General features: G+C 60.7%; 25 protein-coding genes, 2 tRNA genes and 2 pseudogenes. 17 read left to right on the top strand and 12 right to left on the bottom strand.

What is annotated here, in order from left to right:
• Together AAW00_RS14350 and AAW00_RS12760 are read right to left on the bottom strand one after the other, a co-directional pair.
• Nucleotides 1-617: pseudogene (locus tag AAW00_RS14350) on the bottom strand (hypothetical protein); the annotation flags it as partial.
• A 170-nt stretch (nt 618-787) separates the two neighbouring features.
• Nucleotides 788-1312: a hypothetical protein gene (locus AAW00_RS12760; RefSeq protein WP_047004843.1), complete on the bottom strand. Its 525-nt coding sequence runs from the start codon at nt 1310-1312 to the stop codon at nt 788-790.
• Nucleotides 1313-1540: 228 nt separating this feature from the next.
• On the opposite strand from AAW00_RS12760, the gene AAW00_RS12765 reads away from it, so the two are divergent.
• Complete coding sequence (locus AAW00_RS12765; protein ID WP_047004844.1) at nt 1541-1768, top strand: hypothetical protein; 228 nt, start codon at nt 1541-1543, stop codon at nt 1766-1768.
• A 109-nt stretch (nt 1769-1877) separates the two neighbouring features.
• Nucleotides 1878-2258, top strand: coding sequence for a hypothetical protein (locus tag AAW00_RS15060; protein WP_156170073.1), 381 nt, complete (start codon nt 1878-1880; stop codon nt 2256-2258).
• 111 nt (nt 2259-2369) lie between these two features.
• Here the strand turns inward: AAW00_RS15060 and AAW00_RS14700 are convergent, their stop codons facing one another.
• From AAW00_RS14700 to AAW00_RS12795, 6 genes are all read right to left on the bottom strand, one after another.
• Nucleotides 2370-3011 (bottom strand): sulfatase-like hydrolase/transferase, encoded by a 642-nt coding sequence (locus AAW00_RS14700; protein ID WP_162199433.1) that lies wholly within the window; start codon nt 3009-3011, stop codon nt 2370-2372.
• 108 nt (nt 3012-3119) lie between these two features.
• Entirely contained in the window at nt 3120-4073 is a 954-nt protein-coding gene (locus AAW00_RS12780; RefSeq protein ID WP_052761945.1) for an AAA family ATPase, read from the bottom strand.
• 87 nt (nt 4074-4160) lie between these two features.
• Nucleotides 4161-4580, bottom strand: coding sequence for a hypothetical protein (locus AAW00_RS15065; protein WP_156170074.1), 420 nt, complete (start codon nt 4578-4580; stop codon nt 4161-4163).
• Nucleotides 4581-4880: 300 nt separating this feature from the next.
• Nucleotides 4881-5141: a hypothetical protein gene (locus tag AAW00_RS15070; protein WP_156170075.1), complete on the bottom strand. Its 261-nt coding sequence runs from the start codon at nt 5139-5141 to the stop codon at nt 4881-4883.
• Nucleotides 5142-5345: 204 nt separating this feature from the next.
• Nucleotides 5346-5552, bottom strand: a complete 207-nt coding sequence (locus AAW00_RS12790) for a hypothetical protein (protein WP_047004847.1) — start codon at nt 5550-5552, stop codon at nt 5346-5348.
• 73 nt (nt 5553-5625) lie between these two features.
• Complete coding sequence (locus tag AAW00_RS12795; protein WP_082125079.1) at nt 5626-6108, bottom strand: DUF4230 domain-containing protein; 483 nt, start codon at nt 6106-6108, stop codon at nt 5626-5628.
• 316 nt (nt 6109-6424) lie between these two features.
• Here AAW00_RS12795 and AAW00_RS12800 point away from each other — a divergent pair, with 316 nt between their 5' ends.
• The 9 genes and pseudogenes from AAW00_RS12800 to AAW00_RS15545 all read left to right on the top strand — a co-directional run bounded on the left by AAW00_RS12800 (nt 6425) and on the right by AAW00_RS15545 (nt 14980).
• Nucleotides 6425-7009, top strand: a complete 585-nt coding sequence (locus AAW00_RS12800; protein ID WP_052761946.1) for a uracil-DNA glycosylase — start codon at nt 6425-6427, stop codon at nt 7007-7009.
• 240 nt (nt 7010-7249) lie between these two features.
• Nucleotides 7250-8284 carry an NAD-dependent epimerase/dehydratase family protein gene (locus AAW00_RS12805; protein WP_241461739.1) on the top strand — a complete coding sequence of 345 codons (1035 nt, stop codon included), beginning with the start codon at nt 7250-7252 and terminating at the stop codon, nt 8282-8284.
• On the top strand, nt 8281-9108 hold the full coding sequence (locus tag AAW00_RS12810; RefSeq protein WP_047004849.1) for a sugar phosphate isomerase/epimerase family protein: 828 nt from the start codon (nt 8281-8283) through the stop codon (nt 9106-9108). Before AAW00_RS12805 ends, AAW00_RS12810 begins: the two co-directional genes overlap by 4 nt.
• Nucleotides 9105-10151: a hypothetical protein gene (locus AAW00_RS12815; RefSeq protein ID WP_047004850.1), complete on the top strand. Its 1047-nt coding sequence runs from the start codon at nt 9105-9107 to the stop codon at nt 10149-10151. The genes AAW00_RS12810 and AAW00_RS12815 overlap by 4 nt, the downstream gene beginning before the upstream one ends.
• A complete protein-coding gene (locus AAW00_RS12820) occupies nt 10148-11290 on the top strand; it encodes an FAD-dependent oxidoreductase (RefSeq protein WP_047004851.1) in 1143 nt (380 codons plus the stop codon). Before AAW00_RS12815 ends, AAW00_RS12820 begins: the two co-directional genes overlap by 4 nt.
• Nucleotides 11287-11691, top strand: coding sequence for a GtrA family protein (locus AAW00_RS12825; RefSeq protein ID WP_047004852.1), 405 nt, complete (start codon nt 11287-11289; stop codon nt 11689-11691). Before AAW00_RS12820 ends, AAW00_RS12825 begins: the two co-directional genes overlap by 4 nt.
• Nucleotides 11688-12503, top strand: coding sequence for a glycosyltransferase family 2 protein (locus AAW00_RS12830; protein WP_047004853.1), 816 nt, complete (start codon nt 11688-11690; stop codon nt 12501-12503). The genes AAW00_RS12825 and AAW00_RS12830 overlap by 4 nt, the downstream gene beginning before the upstream one ends.
• Nucleotides 12504-12651: 148 nt before the next feature.
• A complete protein-coding gene (locus tag AAW00_RS15075; protein ID WP_156170076.1) occupies nt 12652-14211 on the top strand; it encodes a hypothetical protein in 1560 nt (519 codons plus the stop codon).
• A gap of 127 nt (nt 14212-14338) precedes the next feature.
• Nucleotides 14339-14980 (top strand): annotated as a pseudogene (locus AAW00_RS15545) (IS6 family transposase).
• A gap of 323 nt (nt 14981-15303) precedes the next feature.
• On the opposite strand, the gene AAW00_RS12840 reads toward AAW00_RS15545, so the two are convergent.
• Together AAW00_RS12840 and AAW00_RS12845 are read right to left on the bottom strand one after the other, a co-directional pair.
• Nucleotides 15304-15379, bottom strand: a tRNA-Thr gene (locus AAW00_RS12840).
• Between the two features lie 7 nt (nt 15380-15386).
• Nucleotides 15387-15460, bottom strand: a tRNA-Cys gene (locus AAW00_RS12845).
• Nucleotides 15461-15588: 128 nt separating this feature from the next.
• On the opposite strand from AAW00_RS12845, the gene AAW00_RS12850 reads away from it, so the two are divergent.
• Nucleotides 15589-15870, top strand: coding sequence for a PilZ domain-containing protein (locus tag AAW00_RS12850; RefSeq protein WP_047004854.1), 282 nt, complete (start codon nt 15589-15591; stop codon nt 15868-15870).
• Between the two features lie 264 nt (nt 15871-16134).
• On the opposite strand, the gene AAW00_RS12855 is transcribed toward AAW00_RS12850, so the two are convergent.
• The gene (locus AAW00_RS12855; RefSeq protein ID WP_047004855.1) at nt 16135-17334 is read right to left on the bottom strand and encodes an LL-diaminopimelate aminotransferase; all 1200 of its coding nucleotides are present in this window, start codon (nt 17332-17334) and stop codon (nt 16135-16137) included.
• A 121-nt stretch (nt 17335-17455) separates the two neighbouring features.
• Here AAW00_RS12855 and AAW00_RS12860 point away from each other — a divergent pair, with 121 nt between their 5' ends.
• From AAW00_RS12860 to clpS, 3 genes are all read left to right on the top strand, one after another.
• Entirely contained in the window at nt 17456-19318 is a 1863-nt protein-coding gene (locus tag AAW00_RS12860; RefSeq protein ID WP_047004856.1) for a PHA/PHB synthase family protein, read from the top strand.
• A 131-nt stretch (nt 19319-19449) separates the two neighbouring features.
• A complete protein-coding gene (locus AAW00_RS12865) occupies nt 19450-20304 on the top strand; it encodes a phasin family protein (protein WP_047004857.1) in 855 nt (284 codons plus the stop codon).
• A gap of 179 nt (nt 20305-20483) precedes the next feature.
• Nucleotides 20484-20870: an ATP-dependent Clp protease adapter ClpS gene (gene clpS, locus AAW00_RS12870; protein WP_047004858.1), complete on the top strand. Its 387-nt coding sequence runs from the start codon at nt 20484-20486 to the stop codon at nt 20868-20870.
• 10 nt (nt 20871-20880) lie between these two features.
• Here clpS and AAW00_RS12875 read toward each other — a convergent pair whose 3' ends face one another.
• On the bottom strand, nt 20881-22140 hold the full coding sequence (locus AAW00_RS12875) for a hypothetical protein (protein ID WP_156170077.1): 1260 nt from the start codon (nt 22138-22140) through the stop codon (nt 20881-20883).
• Nucleotides 22141-22258: 118 nt separating this feature from the next.
• Here AAW00_RS12875 and AAW00_RS12880 point away from each other — a divergent pair, with 118 nt between their 5' ends.
• Together AAW00_RS12880 and lptG are read left to right on the top strand one after the other, a co-directional pair.
• Nucleotides 22259-23542 (top strand): LptF/LptG family permease, encoded by a 1284-nt coding sequence (locus AAW00_RS12880; RefSeq protein WP_063359826.1) that lies wholly within the window; start codon nt 22259-22261, stop codon nt 23540-23542.
• Entirely contained in the window at nt 23532-24635 is a 1104-nt protein-coding gene (gene lptG / locus AAW00_RS12885) for an LPS export ABC transporter permease LptG (RefSeq protein ID WP_047004997.1), read from the top strand. The genes AAW00_RS12880 and lptG overlap by 11 nt, the downstream gene beginning before the upstream one ends.
• The last annotated feature ends 5 nt before the right edge of the window (nt 24636-24640 follow it).

Raw genomic sequence — 24640 nt, forward strand, 5'->3', positions numbered from 1 at the left:
TTCGCCTGGAACTCGTCGGTGTCGTAGCCACCCGGATTGGCGTTAACCATGCCGCGGATGTCATTCTTGGCGACTTCGACGGCATTGTTGGTGTTGCAGCCCGCGGTCAGCGTCTGGACGGTGGCATTGGCCGGACCGGCCATCTCGAACGCGGCGTTCACGTTTTCGTTGTTGCCGGTGCGAACGCCGATGGTGCCGAAGTCGATCGTGCGCGCGGCAGCCGTGTTGCCGGCGTAGAACGAGCAGTCGCGGCTCACGGTGCCGGTCAGCGTGAAGCTATTGGTCACGGTCGGCGTGGCAGCTTCCGTGTTGTCGGCCGCCGAACCGGAGATCGTGAACGAGGTCTGCACGACGTCCGTCGTAGTGGTCGTTTCCACGTTCACAGTGCGGAAAGAGCAACCTTGACCGCTGTTGGGCGCGCAGGGCGTCAGGGAACCCGAATTCGAATTGGCACTTCCGCGATACCATCCCTGGACCTGCGTGGTGGTGGTCGTGGTGACCGGAATGGTGACGCTTTCGTTCACCGGATTGACGATGCTGTGCGTTTGCGCGTGGGCGATACCCCCCGTCGAAACGATTGCCGTGGTGGCCAAAGCGACCCTCAAGACTAACTTCATAAATTCCGTCCTTGCCTATGTCGCCGGCGCCGCCGAGGGCGCTCGCGATCGGTTAATGGTGCACCGCGTGAACATTTGCGCCTGGCAACGGTGCCAACCGGGCGGGCGGGACGGCTAGCGCGATGCTGACAGCATCCACGGCCTTCGGCGCCAGAACGAGTAAACGTGCGCTACATCGGCGAAACCGTGATGGTTATCGTCTCTGCATAGTGACCGGCGAGCAGTCCCGCCTCTCCCGATGGCGTGCCAAGTTCGATGGACAGGGTCATGCCATCGGTTGCGATACCGCCGTTGCTGGAAAACGAGCCTCCGCCTCGCAGCGAGCGACTATCGAAGACTCGGTTGACCGTTTCGAGAGAAGGATGGCGAACTGCCATGGCGATCCCCAAAGCGTAAGGCAGCGCACCGGAATAAGGGCCTTGCCCCAATGGCATGGACGTATGCGTCAGCGCCCCGGTCGACCCGGAAATCTTCATCGTGAACGGCACGTTGCAATCCAGCGCAACCCGCGCACGCATTGTCTGGCCGCCCCGGTTGAGTTCGCCGAAATCGATATTGGGAACATTGCCCATAGCGCAGCGCTGGCTAATCGTGCCGTCCACAGCAATCTGTACGGTGCGCGCGTTCTCGATCTCGTCCGCAGCGGCAGGTGACGCAATAAACGCGCCGATCATCAATCCGAAAAGCAGACGCATCTGTTCCCCCCAAAGCCGGCCATCTTACGACCGAACCAACGCGACAGGTGCGAATCGCTAACCGTCTGCGGATTGGTTAACGCATCAGTAACTATGGAAAGTTTTGCTGTCGAGAGAACACTTTAAATCGTTCCATATCGACACGGCGCGCACGATCCTGCAGTGCAAAGCCAGCCCCACAGTCGTGCCGGTCTTCTTCACGTAGGAAATTCATCCGAGAGCTTGTCTGTGCGCGATCCCCACATCGCCGCGAAGACGTTGTTCTACCGATCCGACATGGTCGTCAAAGCACTGCGCCAGCAGCTTCAGCGTGAACCCGACACGTTGTTCAAACGAAGGGTTGGAAGTTTCGCAAAATCGATTGCGATCTCGATTTTGCCGGTGACCAGCACACACCGCTCGGCATGCCTCCGCATATTCGTCTCCGAAGTGCCGGTGAGCGATCAGGGCATGTAGATTTGCGTTGCGTAATCAGTGCTGGAGCGCAGGTTGGCAAACAAGCTCCCCAGATTGGAGAGGAGTGTTCCCATCTTCGGTCAGAAGTGGTGCCCCATAGACGATAAAGATGGGCACTCAGATCATTGGACAATCTCTCGCGATCACCCATGAGAAAGGCGCTTTGGCGTTCGTAATGAAAATCTGGCAGGCGTCAAACGTATGGTCGATGGACCTTTGCATTCGAAGGCATATCAATTGCACGCTCCGCCATTGGAATTTTTATCGGCTGCTATTGGCTCCGATCGCGGTTGCGTTGCCTTCCGTCATTTCGATCACGCCTGCGATCCCGGTCCCGTTCTCCACGCTCGGGCCGGTTGCCCCGCTGGAACTGCGCGGCCACCGCGTCGATCTCGGTCATCCAAGCCTCGATGCGCGCGCATGGCGCTGGCACGTTGGAGCTCCCGTTCGGCGAGATTGGTCGTCTCGTAAGGATCGGCGGCCAGGTTGAACAGTTCGTCGGCCTCTTGCGGGTCAAAGCGGCGGATGAACTTCCAGTGCCGTCGCGCAGGGCAAGCCCGGCGGTGTCGCCCGTCTGGCTTGGGCGCGGGTGCGAGCTGTACTAGTAGATCGGCCGCTGCGGGGCAAAGGCCTCGCCGCGCATGGCCGGAACATAGCTGAGCGAATCCACGGCCCCGGCGTATTGGCCCGCCCCGGCCAACTCGAGCAGCGTGGCGAAGTGATCCGTACCGTTGACCAGTGCATTGACCTGGCTGCCGGGAGCGGTGTGGCCGGGCCAGTAGGCTATCATCGGCACGCGGATGCCGCCTTCGTAGAGGTGACCTTTGCCCGCGCGAAGCGGCAGGTTGGAGGTCGCCAGCTCGCGCCCGCGACCCGCGCCACTGTTCGACAGCCCACCATGGTCGGAGGTAAAGATGATGATCGTGTTGTCGGCGATACCCATCCGCTCGAGCGCGGCGCGCAGATTACCGAGACTGCGGTCCATGCTCGCAACCATGCCGGCGTAGGTGGGGTTGTCCTGCACCAGCTTGGTCTGACCGTCGCGCTCCACGGTTTCCGGGCCTTCGGGCAGATTAATGCCGCGCAGGCGCTGACGGAAATGACGCAGGTCGTCCTCCTCCGCTTCGAGCGGCGTGTGGACAGCATAATGCGCGAGGACGGCGAGGAACGGCTGGTCGGCATCCGTGCGCTCGTGGGGGGTGGGTAGCGGGACCGCCGCTGACGGCGATCCTAGTTGGCGCAAATGAGCGCGGTCTATGGTCGGGGGGGTTGAGGGGAGGAGCCTAGACCGCCCCTCCCACTCTCGCCGCCGGGGGGGGGGAGGCAGGAGTCTGAAAACCTGACCCGGGTTCTAGTCGTCGACGTCCTCGATTTCATCGGGCTTGTTGTGAAGGAAAATGACCTTTGCGCCCCTTTCCTTCACCTCAAAGTGCCACTGATGGACCTTCGGATCGCGACCCGTATAACGGTCGAATACTTCGATGACGGTTTGGCGACTGGCGCCCACCTTCTCGCTGACATGTTTGACGAGTGTCATCTTCTTTGCAGTACCCCGCCGAACAGTAGATCTGATTGCCTCGATGATCGGACCATCTTGCCGATACTGCTCGTAGGTCACCTGGTCTCGCAATTCGGCGGCGTGGAGTAACCTTACGGAAGACAGTCGGTCCTCGTATGAAAGGTCCGGCTGATCGTCGAAGGCAAAGGTTTGCTCGTTGTTAGCACCCCGCCGCTTGAGGAATTGGAATCGCACCAATTTTTCGCCGTTCGCTCCTCGTTCTGCCAGCGGAACCAACATGCAAGCAGCGTCGAAATCCTCGACGATGTCGGTGGTGCCAGTATAGACGAGGTTACCATCGGCGCCCTCGTGCTTGCGGGTATGGGCAAGGGCAAAGAAGGTGCCACCGGCTAGGGCAAATTGGCGAACCAAGTTGCCGAAGCCCGAAGCGTTCCGCTTATCCATGAGATTAGCGAACTTCTTTAAGGTGTCGACAACGATCATAACGTCTCGACATTGATCGAGAGCGATCATCCGCCGCATAATGTTTACGAGCCTGCCGCTATCGAAGTTCATCTTCCCTGGAACGAGCATGTGGACCTTCCGCTCGGCCAACAGCGCTCGCTTAGAATGAACGCCCTCGAGACTGTCGTCGGCGTTGATTACATATGTTCGAGAGTGATTTAGCGTCCCTTCGCTTACAGCTTCACCCACCAGATGGAGCATGAGCAGGGTCTTGCCTCTGTTTGGGGGTGCATAGACCACTGTGGCTTGGCCAGAGAGGACGACGTGTCCAAGAAGCGGCATGCAAAAAACCTCTTAGCCTAAATCGGCATCTCGCAAGCTGAACTGGTCCAAAAGAGTGCTTTCGCCAATTTGCTGGGGCTGATCACCTCAATCGCTTTCTGCTGGTGGTGGCAAAGAGATTGAAAGTTCGTCTTGGCTCTTTGGTAGATCCGTTATCACCAGTTCGTGGCTTGTCGGCAACCGGACCTTGTCGCCTCCTGTCATAATCTCACCTGCTGCCTTGAAGTGGTTAAGAACCTCATCGAGGCTTTGCTCGTCGTCTAATCGGTAGAGCGCAGTCCTCCTTTCAGGCTCCAGCTCAAACGTTATTTCTGGAGGGATGCCAATCTCTTTTAAGAGCTCCCACTGCGCGCCAACCTGTTGTTTACCGGTCGCGCAAAACGCGACAAGACCCACAGGAACAATCCCCACAAGCTTGCCGGTTTCGTCATCGATGTGAGGATTAAATCCGAGCGAGTTCCAATAGCGCTCAGCATCGCCCAAGGGCGGATTACTCGTACTTTTCATGGGAATCCATTTCTAACTTTTCGTCCCTCAGGACGGTTGAACTGTTTTTCGCACGCCGTGCGGTTCAAAAAGTCGAAACGGTAAGTTTTAACATCACGGTATCTTGACCGGGTGACCGAGATGGGACCTCTCTCGTGATATGTCAATCCTGCTGCCCCGTCAGGATTTCAGGTTCCTGCAACGCCGGGATCCGAGGCTATGCTGCTTACGAACCACTTGGGCCCGCTCAGCTTATTTGCCACGATGATGTGTGCGAAACCAGCGTTGGCAACCGCAAAATTCAGTTCGATGCAGTGGTGATCAATTGCCATCCAATCCCAAGCGGGTATGAAGCCGAGATCGCCGATCCGCTTCTCGGTCAACGGATTTTGCAAGGGTGAAAAGCCAAGCTCGGCAACAATCGCTGTCGACCGGTTCGATGACGGCAATCACCGTCAGGTCTTCCAGCCCATTCTTCTTTGCCAAGTCGAGGTGCTTTCGCACCAGCCGCTGCAGCTCCGGGTCCATCAGTTGCCGGGCGTCGAGTTCGTTGTAGATCGTGATTATCTTCGTTTCCTTCAAGTATAAAAAAATGCGCCCGAGGCGGAATGCCTAGACGCTCGTCGGTTTAGTTGTGGTGGTGTGTTAGGCAGTCAGGTGACGGCAGTGCTCCAGGATGGCGGGGTCAGTGTCCGGCCGGGATTCAACAAGGACGACGTAGCCGAAGCCATCGTCGCCTGTGATCAGCACGAGTTCGTACCAGCCGCCCGATCGGTCGACGTACTCCTAGGGCGGTGGGTCGAGTGATCGCCCCAGCTTGGCTTGAAGATCGGCGAAGCGATCGGCAGGTTCTAGGATTACAAACTCGCAAAGCTCCGCGAGCGGCTGGTCGTCGAACTCTTCCAGTCTCGACAGGTGGGCGGACAGGATCGCTCTGACCTCGTGGCAATCGATGGCGGCCCTCAGCTCGGGCCACGTGGTGATGGTGATCATGCGTGTTCTCCATACGAGAAAAGCGCCCGAGGATTTCACCCCGAGCGCTTCGTTAATGTGCTTTGTATTGTCGTCAGTCGAAAGTGGCGACCACCCTAACGTCGGGATGCCCCGCTATGCGCAGGGGTATCTCGAATAGGCTTTGGACACGGTCCCGTGCGCTTGCCTTCGCTTGATCGACCATCAGTCTTTGCTGAGTCTGCGCGGTGATTGCCCGTCTGGCTGTGCGGTATGCCCTCCGGTTGAATGCCTGGACCTTGTTGTCGCTAAAGGTCAGCTCCCCGCCGTTGATGGTCGTCGCCTGTTCGGGATGAAATGCCATGTCCGACAATCTCAGTCTCGGCAATGTGATCGTCACCAGCTTCGCCGCCTCGTTGTACGCGACATCGGCAAGCGTGAGGTTGAGCCGGTAGTCGATGCTGGCGGGGACGATGAGGCGTTGCTCGCTCACGAGAACCCACCAGTCGGTGTCCTGCGCTCGCACTGTGGCGGTGCCCTGATACGACCACACCACCAGCAAACCTTCGGCTTTCAGGCTCTCGACGTTGGCGCGCAGGACCTCGTCTTCCGTGACCCGAAAGAAGGCGTCTCCTGCACTTCAAGTGCCAGCTGTTCCTTCGGCGCCGCCCAGTAGCCGAGACCGAAGGTGGCGAGCGGTATGGTTAGGTAAAACGTATTCATGACCTCACCTTCGCGAGACGAGCTTTTAGCTTGCGCATTTTGCATTTCCTTCCGAGCATAAACAAAGCCCCCGGAGGTGATCCGAGGGCTTGGTTGGTGGAGGGGCGGCAAGTTTGCCTTTCCTCATATAAGATGCTCGGTTTCCCGCGTTCTCACTTGGTGCACTTTCTGCCGCTTTCGCTTACTATTGGATGATGCCTCCGCTGCCCGACCAACCCCGCGCCATGCGAGACCCTGCAGTTGAAACTGGACGCAGGGCCGCACTCGATCAGCCTCACATCGCGCCACTGACCGAATTTGTGCACTCACTCAGAGCGAGAGATTACAACGAGTACCCGTTCTTCGAGCCGGCGGACGGCGGCGCGGAGGCCTCGATACTGTTCGTGCTTGAGAAGCCTGGGCCGATGACAGTTGCGAAGGGCAGGGGGTTCAGGGAGGGATCGGGTTTCATAAGCCGGGACAACGACGACTCCACCGCGGAGGCTTCGTATCGTTTGTATCGCGAGGGCGGAGTGGACCGCCGGCAGTCGGTGTTGTGGAACGTGATCCCGGGCTGGAACGGCACCATCAAGGTCACTGCTTCTAAGCTAAAGGCTGGCGTTGACGACCTTGAGAGGCTGATCGCTCTGCTGCCTAGACTGCAAAGTATCGTGCTGGTCGGAAAACGGGCAGCACGGGCAAAGCCGCGTCTCGAAGGGCTGGGGCGTTTCTCGATTTTTCAATCGGCTCACCCGTCGGGACAGGTTCGCGCCATCAATCCGCACCCTTTGGGGTGAGATACCGCGTATCTGGACCGTCGCCTGGAGCGAAACCCTTCGTCGCCAAGGCAGCGTGACTTATGCGATTTGGTGCCAGAGGTTCCGCTGGGTCCCGCGCTCTTGCAATGGAAACGACCTCGTCAGTTGCTAGCTAGCACCGACGCAGGTGGATGAAGCTACCAAAGATAGCGCGCCCCGCGCACAATCTAACCCGAGGCTTCATTTTTTAAGGCGCAGCGCGCCGAGGGGGATGAGTGCTTGTTCGATCAGCTGACTAATTCTAACGAGACGGACATGCCGATAGAACCCGATAATTTTCAAAATATATTGCCCGCTCTGTCTGACGCACTCATTGGTCACTCGGGCTTCGTTGGCGCGATCCTCTCTGGCCAGCACGTCTTTCCGGCCAAATTTAACTCACGGAACGTCGAGGAGATTCGTCAGAAGAGGTTCGACACTGTAGTTTGCGCTGCGGCTCCAGGTTCGATGGTGGAGGCCAATCTCGCGCCCAAGCGCGACCTCGACGCGATTGAAATTTTGATAGAGCATCTGCGCGACGTCGAAGCTCGGCGTTTTGTGCTAATCTCGTCGATTGCCGTGCTCGCGGATTTTTCTGGCGGTTGCGATGAAAGCACCCAAGCATTTGAGGAGGTGCTGGCCTATGGCCGTCACCGTCGGATGCTAGAGGCGTTTTGCGAGGACCATTTCGAAAGCTGCCTCGTGGTACGGCTGCCCGCGCTATTTGGGCCAGGGTTGCGTAAGAACTTCATCTTCGATCTGTTAAACCCGGTGCCAAGCCTGCTAACCGAGGTCAGGCTCGAACTCTTACTGGAGCGGCTGCAGCCGGAACTGCGTGCCGTGCTCGCCACCCTTTATTCACCGGACGCAGCGACAGGATTGCTGAGGCTCGACCGCACCGCGCTTGACGCCGACCAGCGCAGGCAAAAATTGGACGTAGCGGTTCGTTCGGTCGGGATGGCAGCGACACAGTTCCACAATGCCGACACCACTTATCAATTTTATAGCATGTCGCGGCTCTGGAGCGATATCGAGACTGCTCTTGGGGCAGGTCTGAGTCGTCTGCACTTGGCCGTTGCGCCGCTGCGTGCCGCCGATATCCATGCTCGCTTGCTAGGTGTGCCGATGCCAAAAACCAATGCAAAGCTCCACGGAGAGGACATGCGAACCTGCTATGCCGCCCTTTGGGATCGTGAGGGCCCTTATCTGGAGGATCGCGACACCGTAATGAACAAACTTGACGTATTTTTCGCCAGGCATCGGGCAGCGGCATGATATTGTCGGCCTCCAACATCGCCTGGGCACCGGAAGAGCGACTTGCTGCCTATGACCTGATGGCGGAGGCGGGTCTGCAAGGTCTGGAGATTGCTCCGGGGCTGCTCTTCGACGCGGCGGAGGACCCCTTCCTTCCGGATGCGGCAACCGCCCGCGTCGCGCTTGATGAGATTGCCTCGCGCGGGCTGTCACTGGTATCGATGCAATCACTGTTGTTTGGCGTGCAAGGAGCCGCGCTTTTTGGAGATGCGGTTGCCCGAGCTGCTTTCACACGAGGCATGACGCGGGCCATCACGCTCGCCGGACGCTTCAGCATCCCCAATTTGGTTTTCGGCTCGCCCTATCAGCGGCGCATTCCCGAGGGTATGTCCGAGCGGGAAGCGCGGGCTCAAGCCATCACGATCTTCCACCATATCGGCGATCTTGCGGCCGCTGCAGGGACCGTGATTTCAATTGAAACAATCCCGGTTGTTTACGGGGCCAACTTTCTGACCACGCTGGAGGAAACCGAGGCATTCGTAGCTCAGGTCGATCACCCGGCAGTGACGCTTATCCTCGACCTTGGCGCGATGCATCTGAACGGGGACTTCGATGCGCTACCCGCCCGGGTGGGAGCGCTAACGCCGCAACTTACCCATGTCCATGTTAGCGAGCCTTATTTGGCTCCTGCTCCAGACGACGCTACTGACCTTACCCCGGTGGTTTCGGCTCTGCGACTAGCCGGCTACCGTCGCGCCGTGTCGATCGAAATGAAGCGCCCTGAGGGCGGGCTCGAGGTATTGCGCGGGCGTCTCGCAGCACTAGCCGATGCTGTGGCTGCATGACTGCGCTACAGCCTGAATTTTCGCACCGAGCGTCGGATTATTCCTCGGTCGCCGTCCGTCGCGAGGACGTATTAGTATCGGTTTGCTTCGGCGACCCGCATATCGACGCTGACACCTTCGATTGCATTGCGGCGCTAGCCCAGCAACTTGATGCGCATTTCCGTTTCAGAGAAATCATAGTTGTGGTTGAAGAGTCGCGGAAGAACGCTCTGCTCGCGCTGCTCCCACGGGTCACAAATCTCCGCCTGTTCACGGTGCGCGATGGCACGCCCTTCTACCATCGCCGGGTGATCGCCGCGGATGAGGCCATTGGTGACGTCGTCATGGTGGCGAATGCCCCTGAGCTGGCTTATCTCGACCCGATCGCGATGATCGTGCAGGCTGCGGACGAACAGCGTATGGTCCTTGCGGCACGCGCTGCAAGTTTGGTCGAACGCACACTTTCCGGCCCGCTCGTAGCGATGGGGCGCGTCGCCGGCTTTAAGGTCGGCTTGAGCGACTTGCAGACAATGGCAGTGCCGCGCACACTTTTGAATCAACTGTTGGTTCATCCTGACCCAGACCTCGCCTTGCGTTTCCCGCCGCGGGACATTCGACTTCCGCTGGCTTTCTCTGCAGCCCTCGATATGCCAGCTCCGCGCCAAGTCGGCCAGCAGGGGAGGCGCCTGGCGCTGCTGCAGAAGCTTTTCGTCTATGTCGCGCCCATTGTGTTGATGGCGGTGACGCTGGCGTCGGCGTTGCTAACGGTCATTGGCTTTTTCTATGCGTTCTACGTGGTAGGGGCTTGGATCGTGGTGAAGAACCTCGCCCCTGGTTGGCTGACACTATCCGCGATGTTGAGCCTGACCGCCTTGTTCCTAGGCGTCTCGATCATGGGGATGAGTCTGGGCCTTCAGCAGCTTTTGGCTCGCTCCGGGCGCGACAGCTTCGAAGGCTCTGCCTCTGAGATAAATCGCATCGATCTGTTTGGCCAGGTCGCCGCGGATTTGAATGTCGATCTTGAGCGAGAAAGCGACGTGGCTCCTGAACGGGCGCCGCGATGACCGCGAAGGTCGACTACCTTATCATCGGCGGTGGCTTCTACGGCTGCTGCCTGGCGCTTTACCTAAGCTCGATTTCAGACCATGTGCTGCTTGTGGAGGCTGGCGACACGCTATTAGGTCGCGCCTCGAAGGTGAACCAGGCACGGGTGCATACTGGTTTCCACTACCCGCGTTCGGCGCTAACGGCGGTGAGGTCGACCCTTCTGCATAAACGATTCATGGCCGATTTTTCTGAAGCGGTGGTCGATGATTTTCAAATGGTCTACGCAATCGCACGAAGTCGTTCAAAGGTATCGGCGAAACGGTTTTTCCGGATGTTCCGTGACATGGGTGCGCCGATCCGCCCGGCGACGGCGCCCCAGATCGCGTTGTTCAATCCTAACATGATTGAGGGCGTATTCGCATGTTCCGAGGCGGCCTTCGATTATTCGGTCTTGCGCCAGAATTTGGCTACACGGCTTGATAGCGCTGGCGTAGAGGTTCGCATGCAAACGGCGCTCGTAGCCCTGCAGGATGGCTTGGAGGGCATCCACGCCACTTTTTCTGACGGTTCCGAAATAGCGGCGCGCTATGCCTTTAACATTACCTACGCCCAGATCAACGACGTGCTAAATCGCGCCGGTCTGCCGCAGGCTGGATTGAAGCACGAGTTGGCGGAGATTGCGTTGGTTGAGCCACCTGAGGAGCTAGCTGGGCTCGGCGTAACCGTGATGGACGGACCGTTCTTTTCCTGCATGCCCTACCCAGCCAGCGGTCTTCATTCGCTGACCCATGTTCGCTACACTCCACATGACAGTTGGACTGATGGGAAGGGGGTTGGTTCTGCCTATGGACGGCTAGCGGCCGCGACCCCCGAAAGCATGGTGCAGCATATGATCCGCGACGGGCAGCGTTATCTACCGTGCTTGGCGGAGGCGGTGCCGCGCCGGTCTCTCTACGACGTTAAAACGGTGCTGGCGCGCAACGAACGCGACGACGGGCGGCCAATCCTTTATCGGCAGCAGCCAGCAGGCAGTCGCGTAATCTCAATCCTTGGCGGCAAGATCGACAACATTTACGACCTGTTTGACCTCATTCGACAGACCGGCCCTGAGTTCGTCAGGGCAAATGAGCGGGTGCTTTTAGGTGGGGCCAGATGATTGAAGCGGCACGCTTTTTCGTAGTGGCTTCAATTGGGCTAACGTTGGATCTCGCGGTGGCGTGGTGTGCTGCGCGTCTACTTGGCACGCCGCTGTGGCTGGCGGCGGTTGCCGGCTTCGCGATAGCGGCTACGATGAACTACGCTGCGCATGAACTCTGGACCTTCCGGAAAGGGGCTAGGCGGCTATCACGCGGGCGAGCGCTGCGCTACGCTGCGTCACTGATGGTGACGTTGAGTGCTCGGGTGGTAACGGTCGCGACGCTGGCCGCGCTAGTGAGTAATAAGCATGCCCTGCCCGTACTGCTGGCGGGAGCTGGAGTGTCGTTTTTCGTCAACTATGCAACCAGCAAGCGGTTCGTTTTTCGACTCGACGACAACACCAAGAAAGCCGTTCGATGAGCCGAGAATGTGATGTTTCCGAAGATGCTGATGTTTGGGAGTTGCCTACGTTTGAGGCCGCCGTTTTTGCGCCTCGCAGCGTCGACTACGTATTGGTAATCCCGGTCATCAACGAGGGGGAGCGCATTCGTAGCCAACTTGAGCGGATAAGCGACGCGTGCTTGCCGATCGACGTCGTTGTGGCTGACGGCGGCTCAACCGACGGATCGCTGGACATCGAATTCGTGTCTCGCATAGGCGTCCGAGCAGTGCTTACAAAGACTGGCCCAGGCAAGCTGAGCGCGCAGCTACGCATGGCATACGCTTGGTGCCTCCGAGAGGGCTATGGAGGGATCGTTACCATCGATGGCAACGGCAAGGACGGGATTGAGGCGGTGGCCGACATGGTTGCGAAGCTTCAGGCGGGCTACGACTATGTACAGGGCTCGCGCTACCTACCCGGCGGTGCGGCTGAAAATACCCCGCTCGAGCGTACGATCGCCAATCGCCTTATCCACGCGCCGCTGCTGAGCCTCGCTGGTCGGCACTGGTTCACAGACACAACCAACGGGTTCAGGGCCTATTCTGCGCGCTATCTGCGTGACCCGCGCGTGCAACCCTTCCGGGACGTATTCCAGCGCTACGAACTTTTGTTCTTCCTCACCGTAAGAGCGGGCCAGATCGGTATGAATGTAACCAATATACCGGTGCGAAGAAGTTACCCAAATAATGCCGCAGTTCCGACCAAGATTTCGGGATTTTCCTCAAAAATTTCACTATTTTGGCAGACTTTTGGTGCAGCTATTGGAAGATATGCACCTCAAAACTCGTAGTGTCTTATTAAAAGATTTTCCCGCGTGCGTCGAAATTTAATAATAAATGTTGACAAAGCAAATGGGAATTAAATCGGCTTGACTTGAAAGGTTGTCAAGTTTTAGCATAAAATGCAGGCAAGTAATTCTTTTGATCAGGCGTTGCGATATGATTTTATTTCTGAAAAGTCCAATGCCTTTCAAACGATGGCAGAACTCGTCGATCATCGCTTGGGTAGTGTTGATCGCAATGTGCGCGGTCGCTGCTGCAGGCAACTGGGGCGCAGGCGCGTTCTCACCAGATAGCTGGGCGTATTTTGAACTTTCACAAACGATTGGAAAAGACTTTTACCGGATCGAGCACCTGCGCTCTTTCTGGACTAATGAATACAGCGCCGCCTTTCCTCCACTATGGCCCTTTCTTATTTTTGTGGCGAATACCCTCATTAATTTGGGTCCGGATACTGCAATAGCGCTCAATTTGGTCATTCTGATTTTAATCGCAATCGTGGCAGATTCGATTTCGAAATCAGCATTCAAAGTGCACGGCCCAGGCGTTCTCATGGCCATAATCCTCTTATTTCATTTCGGCTTTTTTTCTGAGATTGTGGCTGGACGGTCTATTCCGCTTTTCGTGCTACTTGGCCTGACATCTTTGAGGCTTATGATCGTGGAGGAAAGCGCCCCCACAATTGGTAGATTTGCTGCACTGGGAGCTACTCTAGCGGCTATGTTCATGACCCGATTCGACGGCGCACTGTGGGTTATCGTTCTTCTTCCTTTCATACTAATGCTCAAGCCCAAAGCGCGCGATTTACTGGCGTTTGGAACCACCTATGCAGCGGGCATTTCGCCTTGGGTCGTATATTCTCTTATTCACTTTGCTGTACCATTTGTGTCCGACAACAGTTGGGTGGCCAGCGCGCTAGATCCGAAGGCAGATGTCACGGATTTTCCGCCCGCGCAGGGTCCGACCATTACGGATAACCCGGCCTTCGCGATCGAGACTACACTCGGACGTATACCTGATCTGCTTGTCGCAGTTGCAAAGTCTCCCGGGCAGATTGGGCTAGCGGTTTTTGCGACTCTATTGGTGATTTTCCTTTTTTCCTCGCCTTGGCGCCGCTTCTACTTCGCAGATCTTTATCGTCGCCGCACCTTACCTTTCATTGGTGTTGGCCTCGCGATAGCTTCTGCAATACCGAGCTATCTACTTACAGGGTATTTCGATTCACGATACTTTTCTTTTGGATTCGCATTTGTCGTATTTCTGATTTTGGTAGGTATCTGGACTAATAATTACTTTCCAAAGTTCGGAAACACGCTTGCACTTATTGCCTCAATTGTAGGCGCCGCAATTGCATTGTTTGCCGCACCCGGAAGAATCTCTAAAGCCCAAATCGATTTGCCACTAGAGAGTCAACTTGCCTCGTGCCTGGGCATCGATCCCGATCATTCGCCATTAGTGGCGGCTGACGCCACCCAAGGTGCCAGACTAACAGCGCTTTATGACGTACGCACAGCTTTTCTTCCCTCAAACTTCGTCCGCGGTGCTTCTGATTCCGCAATGCAAGAAGCCTATCTTAACGCTTATCAGGTCGAGTATGCTATTGACCCATCCGGAGAGGTCGCGAGAATCTTTGGCGATCAACGGCTTTCTCCGGTCCAAGGTTGTGGCCCCGACATATTCCGCATACTCCCCTTGGAGCAGCTGGCAGCGAGGGGGTAGCAATGCGGTCGATCCAGGCCGATTAAATGCGCCCGCTGGCCGACCGATCTGAACAGGCGGACCGCGGCCTGATGTCAGGACCTCGCAAACCAGTCAGCCCGTTCCGCACTTCGACTCGTCATCTGATGTGACCTGCCTGGCGGTGATGATGTATATCCACTTCCCGCTGTCTCTTCGGTACGTAGGAGACCTGCTGTTCGGACGAGGGATCGACATCAGTGACGAGACCGTGCGCCAGTAGTGGAACGCGTGCGAACCGATGTTCGCAGCCGATATTTGACGGTAACGGGTTAATTGGATGAAAGGCTTCCGGAATTGGAAAAGACACCTTGACGAGGTCTACGTGAAGATCAACGGCGACATCCAATACCTGTGGCGAGCGGTGGATGAGCAGGGTGAGGTCGTTGGGAGCTACGTCACAAAAACCCGCGACAAGAAGGCGGCCCTCCGGTTCATTAAGAGGGCTCTGAAGAGCCACGGTTCACCGGCGGAGATCACGACCGATGGCCTGTGCTCGAACAGGGCGGCGATGACCGAGCTAGGCAACGCTGAGAAGCAGGAGGTGAGACGCTGGGCCAACAACCGAGTCGAGAACAGCCCCCTGCCGTTCCGATGACGAGAGCGGGCGATGTTGAGGTTTCGACGGATGAATAGCTTACAGAAGTTCGCTTCGATGCACGCCAACGTTCACAGTCATTTCAACCTCGAGCGCCACCTGATCCACAGACAGACTTGCAAAACCTGCCGCTCGGCCACACTGGCCAGGTAGCAGAACCTCATAGCCTGAGTTGAAAGCGGGGAACGGGAAGCGACGTCAATCGGAGACGAGTTGCGGATTGACTGGCAGCACCGTGCTGACCGCGCTCGAATCGACTACGGCGATTTGCTATCGGGACGACGGAAGACTTATTTCTGTCAGGAGCTTCAATAATCCGAATGCCGAAAGCAGACTATCTACTAACGGCCCATTTGCGGTCGTTTGACAGGTTATGAGGTTAAGTGGCTGTCTAGAAGCCTCCCAAGCAGGACCCAAAAGCGCAACCCTCCGAACGGCCTTTCCGCTCTAGTCTAATTTAAATCTGCTGGAAGTGGTGGTGCCGCTTACAGGACTCGAACCTGTGACCCCATCATTACGAATGATGTGCTCTACCAACTGAGCTAAAGCGGCATCCCGGTGGAGGCCCGAGCCGGAATCGAACCGGCGTGCAAGGATTTGCAGTCCTCTGCGTAACCACTCCGCCATCGGGCCTCGCGAAGGCGCGCCACCTAGCGTGCCTTGCGCTGGTGCGCAATGCCCTTCGATTGCGGCTGGAATGTCGCCGAGCTGTAGCTGGGCGGTAAGCACATGTTTGCATTTCAACCGCTAGGAAAGCCGGCATGCATACCGCCGAACCACGGGAACTGCGCATCAAGTGCCGCTCGCGCCGCGGATCGTCCGCCGACCTCGAGGTGCTCGATATCTCGATCGGCGGCGCCATGGTTGAATCACGAGGCTGGACCGCCGAGGTGGGCGAGCGGGTTCTTGTCACGCTTCCCGGTCTTTCCGCCCAGCCAGCCGAACTAGTCTGGAAGGAGGACGGGCGCGCGGGCATTGCCTTCGAGCAGCCGCTGCACGAAACCGTGTTCGACCGTTTCGAAGCGCTGATATTCGACCGGTAGACCGGGGAAATATCGACTTCTCAGAGGGTTTGATGGCGCGACGAGAGCTTTGGTTTTCGCCTCGCCAATCGTTTATGCAAGGTGACTCCTGCTGCGGCTACTTAACCGAGATGGATCCGACATCCTTTCCGTAGACCTGAGAAGGCTGTACGAATCTTCCGCGCCAGAAAATGGCTGCTGAAGCGCCGCTTTTCCCGGACTTAAATACTTTGATTGTGTCTGTATTTTAGCGAGCTCGCCCACCGATCCATGCCGCTCCGAACATCACGCCGCCGAGGCGTTGACCCCCATGCTCTGGAGGTAGCGCTTCACGTTGCGCGCGGCCTGTCGCAGGCGCTGCTCGTTTTCGACCAGGCCGATGCGCACATAGCCCTCGCCGTCCTCGCCGTAGCCCACGCCCGGTGCCACCGCGACCTGCGCGTGGGTGAGCAGCTGCTTGGCGAACTCCATGCTGCCCATTTCCTTCAGCGCCGGCGGCAGCGGGGCCCAGGCGAACATGGATGCGGGCGGGGCGGGGATATCCCACCCGGCGCGGCCGAAGGCATCGATCATCACGTCACGGCGGCGGTGATACATCTGCCGCGTCTGCTCGACGCAGTCCTGCGGTCCGTTGAGCGCGGCGCAGGCTGCAGCCTGGATGGGCGTAAAGGCGCCGTAGTCGATGTAGCTCTTCACCCGCGTCAGCGCGGCGATCAGCGTGGTGTTGCCGACCGCGAAACCGATGCGCCAGCCGGCCATGCCGTAGGTCTTGGACAGGCTGGTGAACTCGATCGCCACCTCCTTCGCGCCCGGCACCTGCAGGATCGAGGGGGTCGGCTTGCCGTCGTAGTAGAGCTCTGAATAGGCGAGGTCCGACAGCACCCAGATCTTGTGGAAGCGTGCCCAGTCCACCAGCCGTTCGTAGAAGGCCAGGTCGACCGTCTCCGCGGTCGGATTGCTGGGGAAGTTGACCACCAGCACCGTCGGGCGCGGCACGGTGAAGGCGACGGCATTGTCGAGTGCGCGCCAGTAATTCTCGTCCGGAGTGGTCGGCACGCTGCGGATGCTGGCACCCGCGATGATGAAGCCGAAAGTGTGGATCGGGTAGCTGGGGTTGGGCGCGAGGATGGTGTCGCCGGGCGCGGTGATGGCGCTGGCGAGGCTGGCGAGACCTTCCTTGCTGCCCAGTGTCACCACCACCTCGCGCTCCGGGTCGAGGTCGACGCCGAAGCGGCGGGCGTAGTAGTTCGCCTGCGCCTTCCGCAGGCCCGGGATGCCCTTGGACTGCGAATAGCCGTGCGCGTCGGGCTTGGCCGCCACCTCGCACAACTTGTCGATCACGTGCTGCGGCGGGGGCTGGTCGGGGTTGCCCATGCCGAGGTCGATGATATCGCGCCCTTCCGCCCGCGCGGCCGCTCGCATCGCGTTGACTTCGGCGATGACGTAGGGCGGCAGGCGCTTGATGCGGTAGAAATCGGTGTCCATCGGTTCCTTCTTTGCGCGGACGGGCGGGAGAGGCGTGATAGGGCCAAGGTGGGCCCTCGCGCAATTCTCTTGGCGCTCACCGCGCTTTCGCTTGGCACACGTTGCGCTTAAGAGACGGTGCATGGCCGAAAAAGACACCGACAAGCCCTCCGACGATCCCGCACGCGACGCCGCCGACCTCTTCACCCGTATGCTCCGCATCCAGAGCGAGAGCGCCGAGGCGATGATGGCATCGTTCGCGCCGAACGCGGCGACAAATCCGCTCGCTGCCATGAGCGAGACCATTCAGGCGTTCCAGGCGAACTGGATGAAGCTCGCCGCTCCGCCCGCCGATGCCAGTGCGCCGATGATGGCCGATCCGTCCGCGTGGATGGAGGCGATGCGGACATGGACCGCGTCCATGCCACTGGCCGACCCCGCCGCGCAGGCGCAACTGTGGGCCGAGGGCTTCCAGCTTTGGCAAGACGTGATCGCGCAATATTCGGGCGAGAGCGAGGCCGACCCGCAGCTTCCCCGCCGCGACCGCCGCTTCGCCGATCCGGCATGGCGCGAGCAGCCGGTGTTCGCCCTGATTCACCAGACCTACCTGCTGTTCGCCGAGCGCTTGAACGAAGGCGTCGATGCCGCCGCGGGCCTTACCGAGCGCGAGCGCGCCGACCTGAGATTCGCCACGCAGAACGTGCTCGATGCGATGAGCCCGGCGAACTTTCCGCTGATCAACCCGGTCGTGCTCGAACGCACGATGGAGACGGGCGGCGAGAACCTGGTGAAGGGACTGGAGCGGCTGACCGGCGATCTCGAGCGCGGGCAGCTGACCCATACCGACACCAGCGCCTTTGTGCTGGGCGAGAACGTGGCGGCGACACCGGGCAAGGTGATCTACGAGACCGAGCTGTTCCAGCTGATCCAGTACGCCCCCACCACCAGGGAGGTGTTCGAGATCCCGCTGCTGATCTTCCCGCCGTGGATCAACCGTTTCTACATCCTCGACCTGAACCCGAAGAAGAGCTTCGTGCGCTGGGCCGTGGACCAAGGGCTGACCGTGGTGATGACGAGCTGGAAGAGCGCGGACGAAAGCCTCGCGCATATCGGCTGGGACGATTATTTCCGCGCGCAGATGGAGGCGATCAACGTGGTGCGCGAACGGCTCGCCGTGCCCGCGGTCCACACGATCGGCTACTGCGTGGCGGGCACCACGCTGGCGGGCACGCTGGCGGTGCTCGCCAGGCGAGACGAGGCGGACAAGGTGGCGAGCGCGACCTTTTTCACCGCGCAGGTGGATTTCGAACACGCGGGCGACCTCTCGCGCTTCGTCGACGACCAGAAGCTGGAGATGGTGCGGCAGGCTTCGAAGGGCGGCTACCTCGACGGGCGCTACCTCGCGGCGACATTCAACCTGTTGCGCGGCGGCGACCTCATCTGGAACTACGTGGTCAACCACTACCTGCTGGGCGAGGACTATCCGGCTTTCGACCTGCTGTACTGGAACGGCGATGTGACCAACCTGCCCGCCGAGTGGCACGGCGCATACCTGCGCGATCTCTATCGCGACAACCTGCTGGTCGAGCCCGATGCGCTGAGCGCCGACGGCACGCCGATCGACCTGAAGCTGGTGGAAACGCCGACCTACATTCAGGCGGGGCGCGAGGATCACATCGCCCCGGCCGCGAGCGTGTTCAAACTGCTCGACCACTTCGGCGGGCCCAACCGGTTCGTGCTGGCGGGCAGCGGCCACATCGCGGGCGTGGTCAATCCGCCCGATGCGGGCAAGTACCAGTACTGGACCAACGACGGCGATTTTTCCTCGCTGGACGAATTCATCGATGGCGCGACCGAGCACCCGGGAAGCTGGTGGCCGGACTGGATCGAATGGATCGCCGCGCAGGCGCCAAAGAAGGTCAAGGCGAGCGGCAAGCGCAAGCCCGGAGCAAAGGGCGACAAGGTCTTCGAGAACGCACCGGGGCGCTACGTGGCGATGCGCTAAGACGCTGAAAGATCGTCACTAATTCGATTATTGTGCACTGCACAATAACCCTTGACTTCGCACCTGCACAACTCTATATTGCATTGCAGCAAAAGGTGGCATTGGGTCACCTTCGCGAGTGTGAGGTCCTTATGGCAGACAATGCCGAAACCAAGGCCGAAAAGGCCTACGCCGAAGCGTCCGCCGCCAAGCCTGCCAAGGCGAAGCCGCTGGTCGAATCGCTGAAGGCCGACGCCGCCAAGGCGGATGAGGCCAAGGTCGAGGCGCCGAAGGCAGAGGCTGTAAAGGCCGAAGCCCCGAAGGCTCCCGTCGCCAAGCCGATTGCCCCGAAGGCGAAGACCAAGGCCAAGAAGCCGGTCGCGCGCAAGGCGGCTGCCCGTAAGCCTACTGCCAGGAAGGCCGCCGCAGCCAAGACCGCACCCGTGAAGAGCGCCCCCAAGCCTCGCGTGGCCAAGGCGCCGATCGCCCAGTCCACTCCGTCTCCCACTATTAAGAAGCTCAAGGAAACCATCATGGCCAGCAAGACCCCCGAGTTCACCAACGACTACACCAATGCCTTCGGTGGCGCGATGACCGACACCCTGTCGGGCGCCGTGACCGAAATGCAGACCCGTGCCCAGGCCGCCTACGAGAAGGCGACCGCCGGCATGACCGAGATGACCGACTTTGCCAAGGGCAATGTCGAGGCCATGATCGAGAGCGGCAAGACGATGGCCGAAGGTATGCAGGCGATGGGCAGGACCTACGCCGACGAGGCCAAGAGCGCCTACGAGACCATGACCGCCGACCTCAAGGAAATGGCTGCCGTCAAGAGCCCGACCGAGCTGTTCCAGTTGCAGGGCAAGATCATGCGTCGCAACTTCGATGCCATGGTCGCCGTCGGTACCAAGAACACCGATGCCGCGCTGAAGCTGGCGAACGATGTCGCCGCCCCGATCTCGGGCCGCGTGACGCTCGCCGCCGAGAAGATGTCGAAGGTCGCCTAAGCGCCTTCCGCACGAAAAGGGCCGCTACCTCTCCTCTCCCGGCGGCCTGACGGGCCGGACAGCTCCGCGCTGTCCGGCCTGTTTCGTTTTGCGCCCGCGTTAACCCGCCCGGCGATAACGCCGAATCTGCGCCGCACCCCTTGCAGCGCGCCATCGGGATACGATATTCGCCCTTCGCCATGCTCGATATCCGCCATCCCTCAGCCCGCGACCGGGCCGCCATCGTCGCCGCCGAAGACGACGAGGATGAGGGCGTGGGGGGCGGCGGGCGCGAGCAGCTCGGCGTCGCCACCAAGACCCGAGCGAAATCCAAGAAGCCGAGCCAGTACAAGGTGCTGATGCTGAACGACGACTACACGCCGATGGAATTCGTCGTGCTCGTCCTCAAGCGCTTCTTCCGCATGGATCTGGAGGAGGCGACGCGGGTGATGCTGCACGTCCACCAGCGCGGCGTGGGCGTGTGCGGCATCTTCCCCTACGAGGTTGCCGAGACCAAGGTGAACCAGGTGATGGATTTCGCCCGCGAGAACCAGCACCCGCTCCAGTGCACGCTGGAAAAGGCGTGAGGCCTTCCGCTTAGCGGCCCGGCGGCGGCGGCGGCATCTCTTCGCCCACGTAGTCCCACCCGTTGTATTGCGTGATGCAGGCATCGCGCGCCTCGAACCCCGTGCGCCCGCGCCGTTCCTGCCGCTTGTAACAGGCCATCACCTCGTCCCACGCGGCATCGTAGGTAAGTCCCCGCGAATAGGCGTAGTCGAACACCCATAGCGGATAGGGCAGGGCGAACAGCCGTTCCGAGCCGGGGTAGCGCACGTTCATGATCTCTCCGGGGCCGCAGGCGGCGCGCAGCGCGCGGACCTCGGCATCGTTCTCGTCGAACCCGTTGGGCCCGCCCCAGAAGCCCGCCTCGCCGATGCGATAGCCCGCCGCCTCGTCGGGCTCGCGGGCGTTGGCGCGGCGCACGATGAGGTAACCTTCCTCGTCCTGTGCTAGCTGCGCATCGCGGCCGAACATGACGAGAGTGCGCTCGCTTCCACGCCCGCCGTCCAGCACGAAGCAGCCGTCCTCCAGCACCACGCGGCCGCTAAAGCCGCCTGTCAGCTGGATGCCGGGCTCCATGCTCTCGCGCGCAAAGCTGCGGACGAGCCGGGCGAGCGACGGATCGGCAAAGGCCCGGGCCTGCTCGGCGGCAAAGGTGAAGCGCACCGGCTCGCCTAACGGGTCGGGCCAGCCATTGCGCGCGGCGAGCGCGTTGAATTCGGCGCGGGTGATGCCGGTGTTGATCTCCACCGCGCCGCCGATGGTGTCGAGCGAGCCGCCGCCCGCCGGCCTGCCCGCCGCTTCCAGCCGGTCCCACCAGAGCCGCATGACCGGCTCCAGCTCGGCCTGCGTGCGCCCCCCGGTCCGTGCCACGACCAGCGGGTCGGAGGTGTAACGCGCCAGCGTCGCCTCCGCATCGCGGGTGAAGAACACCTCCAGCACCTTGGCCCCCGGCTCGCCCGCGATGCGCGACTGGACATAGGTCGGCTCGGCCTCGAGGCGGGGCATGACCTCCTCCATCGCCGCGCGCAGGGCCGGCGTGCTGCCGGCGTTTTCCCACGCCCGCGCGCGTTCTTCGGGCGTGCCGAGCGAGGTCTGCCGCGCCATGACATCGAGCTGGGTCGGCATCGGCGGCGGGTCGGCGGGGAAGGGGGAAGGCGGCACCTCGCCGATGGTCGCATGGCCCGCGCGCGAAAGCGTCGCTCCGGTGGGCGCATCGCCCGCCGCCCTCGGCGCGTCGACCTGCGCCGTGGCGCAGCCCCCCAGCAGCAGCACAATCGCCAGTGTTCTTCGCATGATGCGCTCCCTTCGCGCCACCTAACGCACGAGCGGCGGCGATGGGGCATGACCGCGCGGTAATTTGCGGGTAAGGCGCGCGGGAACCCGCGCCCGCTCCTCCGGCTTAACGAACCACGTGTCCCGCTTCATCACCTCCGCCGACCGCTACATCTTCCGCCTGACGGTGGTGCCCATGCTCGGCATCTTCGTGCTGGCGGCGAGCCTGCTGATGCTGGAGAAGATGCTGCGACTGTTCGAATTCGTCAGTACCGAGGGCGGGCCCATCGGTGTCGTGTTCTCCATGCTCGCCAACCTCGTGCCCGAATACGCCGGGCTCGCCATTCCGCTCGGCCTGATGCTCGGCGTGCTGTTCGCCTTCCGCAAGCTCGCCATGTCGAGCGAGCTCGACGTGATGCGCGCGGTCGGCTGGTCCTACACCCGGCTGCTGAGGGTGCCCTATCTCATCACCTTCGTGCTGGTGGCGCTCAACTTCGCCATCGTCGGCTACATCCAGCCCAACGCCCGTTTCGCCTACGAGGAGATGGAGTTCGAACTGCAGTCGGGCGCGCTCGGCGCATCGATCAAGGTGGGCGAATTCAACACCATCGACCGGCGCCTGGCCTTGCGGATCGAGGGAAGCCGCGACGACGGGCGCCAGCTCGACGGCATCTTCGCCCGGCTGGAGGACAGCCGCGGGCAGGTGCTCTCGATCACCGCGCGCGAGGGGCGTTTCCTCGCCAACCGCGAGGATCGCAACACGCTGGTGCTGCGCCTGCTCGACGGCACGATCGTACACGACGTGGTCGGCGGTTCGCCGCGCGTGCTCAGCTTCAGCCAGCACGACCTGCCGATCGACCTGCCCGCGCTGGAGGAATTTCGCGCCCGCGGCGACGACGAACGCGAATACGTGCTGCCTCAGCTGCTCGAGATCGGCTGGAGCCCCGAGAGCACGAGCATGGAGCGGGCGGCGAGCCAGGCCGCCTTCAACTATCGCATGGTGGAGGTCGTCATGATGCTACTGCTGCCGCTGCTGGCAGTGGCGCTGGCGATCCCGCCCAAGCGTTCGACCAGTTCGCTCGGCGTGTTCCTGTCGATCGTGATCGTCGTCGCCTATCACAAGATCAACCAGTACGGATCGGATGTCGCCGCGCTCGGCCAGGTCGATCCCTTCCTGGCGCTGTGGGGACCCTTCGCGCTGATGGCCGCGGCGATCCTGTGGATGTTCTACCAGGTTGCCTTCGTGCCCGGCGGGCAGGCCATCGGCTTCCTCGAGAGTTTCTGGAAGAAGATCCGCCGGCGCCTGCGCAAGATCCTCGGCCGCGACAAGCTGAAGGGCTTCGTGCCCGACGACGAGTTCGACGACGAGGATGATGCGGGCGCGTCCTCCCATCAGCGCGAGGGGCTGGCCGGTGCTGCTTGATTTCTTCCCCTCGCGCGTTCTGACGATTTATCTGGCGAAGATGTTCGTCACCCGCATCGTGGCCGTGCTGGCCATGCTGGTGCTGGTGCTGATGATGCTCGACCTGCTCGGCAAGACGGGCGACATCCTCGCGGTGCCGGGCAACGGGCAGGGCGAGCTGCTGGCCTACGCCAGCCTGCGCGTGCCGCAGCTCGTGTCGCGCTTCCTGCCCTACTCCGTGCTGCTGGCGACGATCATCACACTGGCCGGGCTGAACCAGAATTCCGAGGTCATCGCGATGAAGGCGGCGGGGCTTTCGGCCCACCAGATCCTCGCCCCGCTGTTGCTGGTCGGGGTGCTGGTGGCAGGGCTGTCGTTCGCGTTCAATGAGCGCGTCGTCACCCGCGCCAACGCCACGCTGAAGGCGTGGGAGGCGGTCGACTATGCCGCGATTCCCGCCGATCCGGCGACGCGCAGCAACGTCTATTTCAACGACGGCAACGACATACTGATGGCGGCGACCGCAGCCGGGCGCGGGGCGGACACGGTGCTGACTGACGTCTCGTTCTATGAGCGTGACGACAACGGGATGATCGTGCGTCAGGTGGATGCCGCGCACGCCACCTATGCCGGGGCGGACCGGGGATGGGCACTGACGGACGCTTCGGTATTCGATGTCGGCACCGCGCAGACCCGCAACGAGGCGCAACTGACCGTCGCGCCCGGCCTGACGCTGGACCAGGTGGAGCTGCGCCGGGTGGATGCCGATGCCGAGACGCTGCCCGAACTGTCGCGCTCGATCGCGGCGCTGCAATCGGCGGATCGGCGCACCAGCGAGCTGGAGGCAAAGTGGTGGCACAAGCTCTCCGGCCCGCTGTCGGCCGTGCTGATGCCGCTGCTCGGCGCGGTGGCGGGTTTCGGCCTCGCGCGGTCGGGCAACCTGTTCATCCGCGCGGTGATCGGCATGGCGCTGGGCTTCGCCTACTTCGTGGTCGACAATGCCGCGCTGGCGATGGGCAGCTTCGGCGGCTACCCGCCGCTGATCGCCGCTTGGGCGCCGTTCTTCCTGTTCCTGTTCGTGGGCGAGACCGTGCTCGTCCGTACCGAGGAGTGATGACC

It is taken from the genome of Aurantiacibacter luteus (assembly GCF_001010945.1).
Taxonomy (GTDB): Bacteria; Pseudomonadota; Alphaproteobacteria; order Sphingomonadales; family Sphingomonadaceae; genus Alteraurantiacibacter; species Alteraurantiacibacter luteus.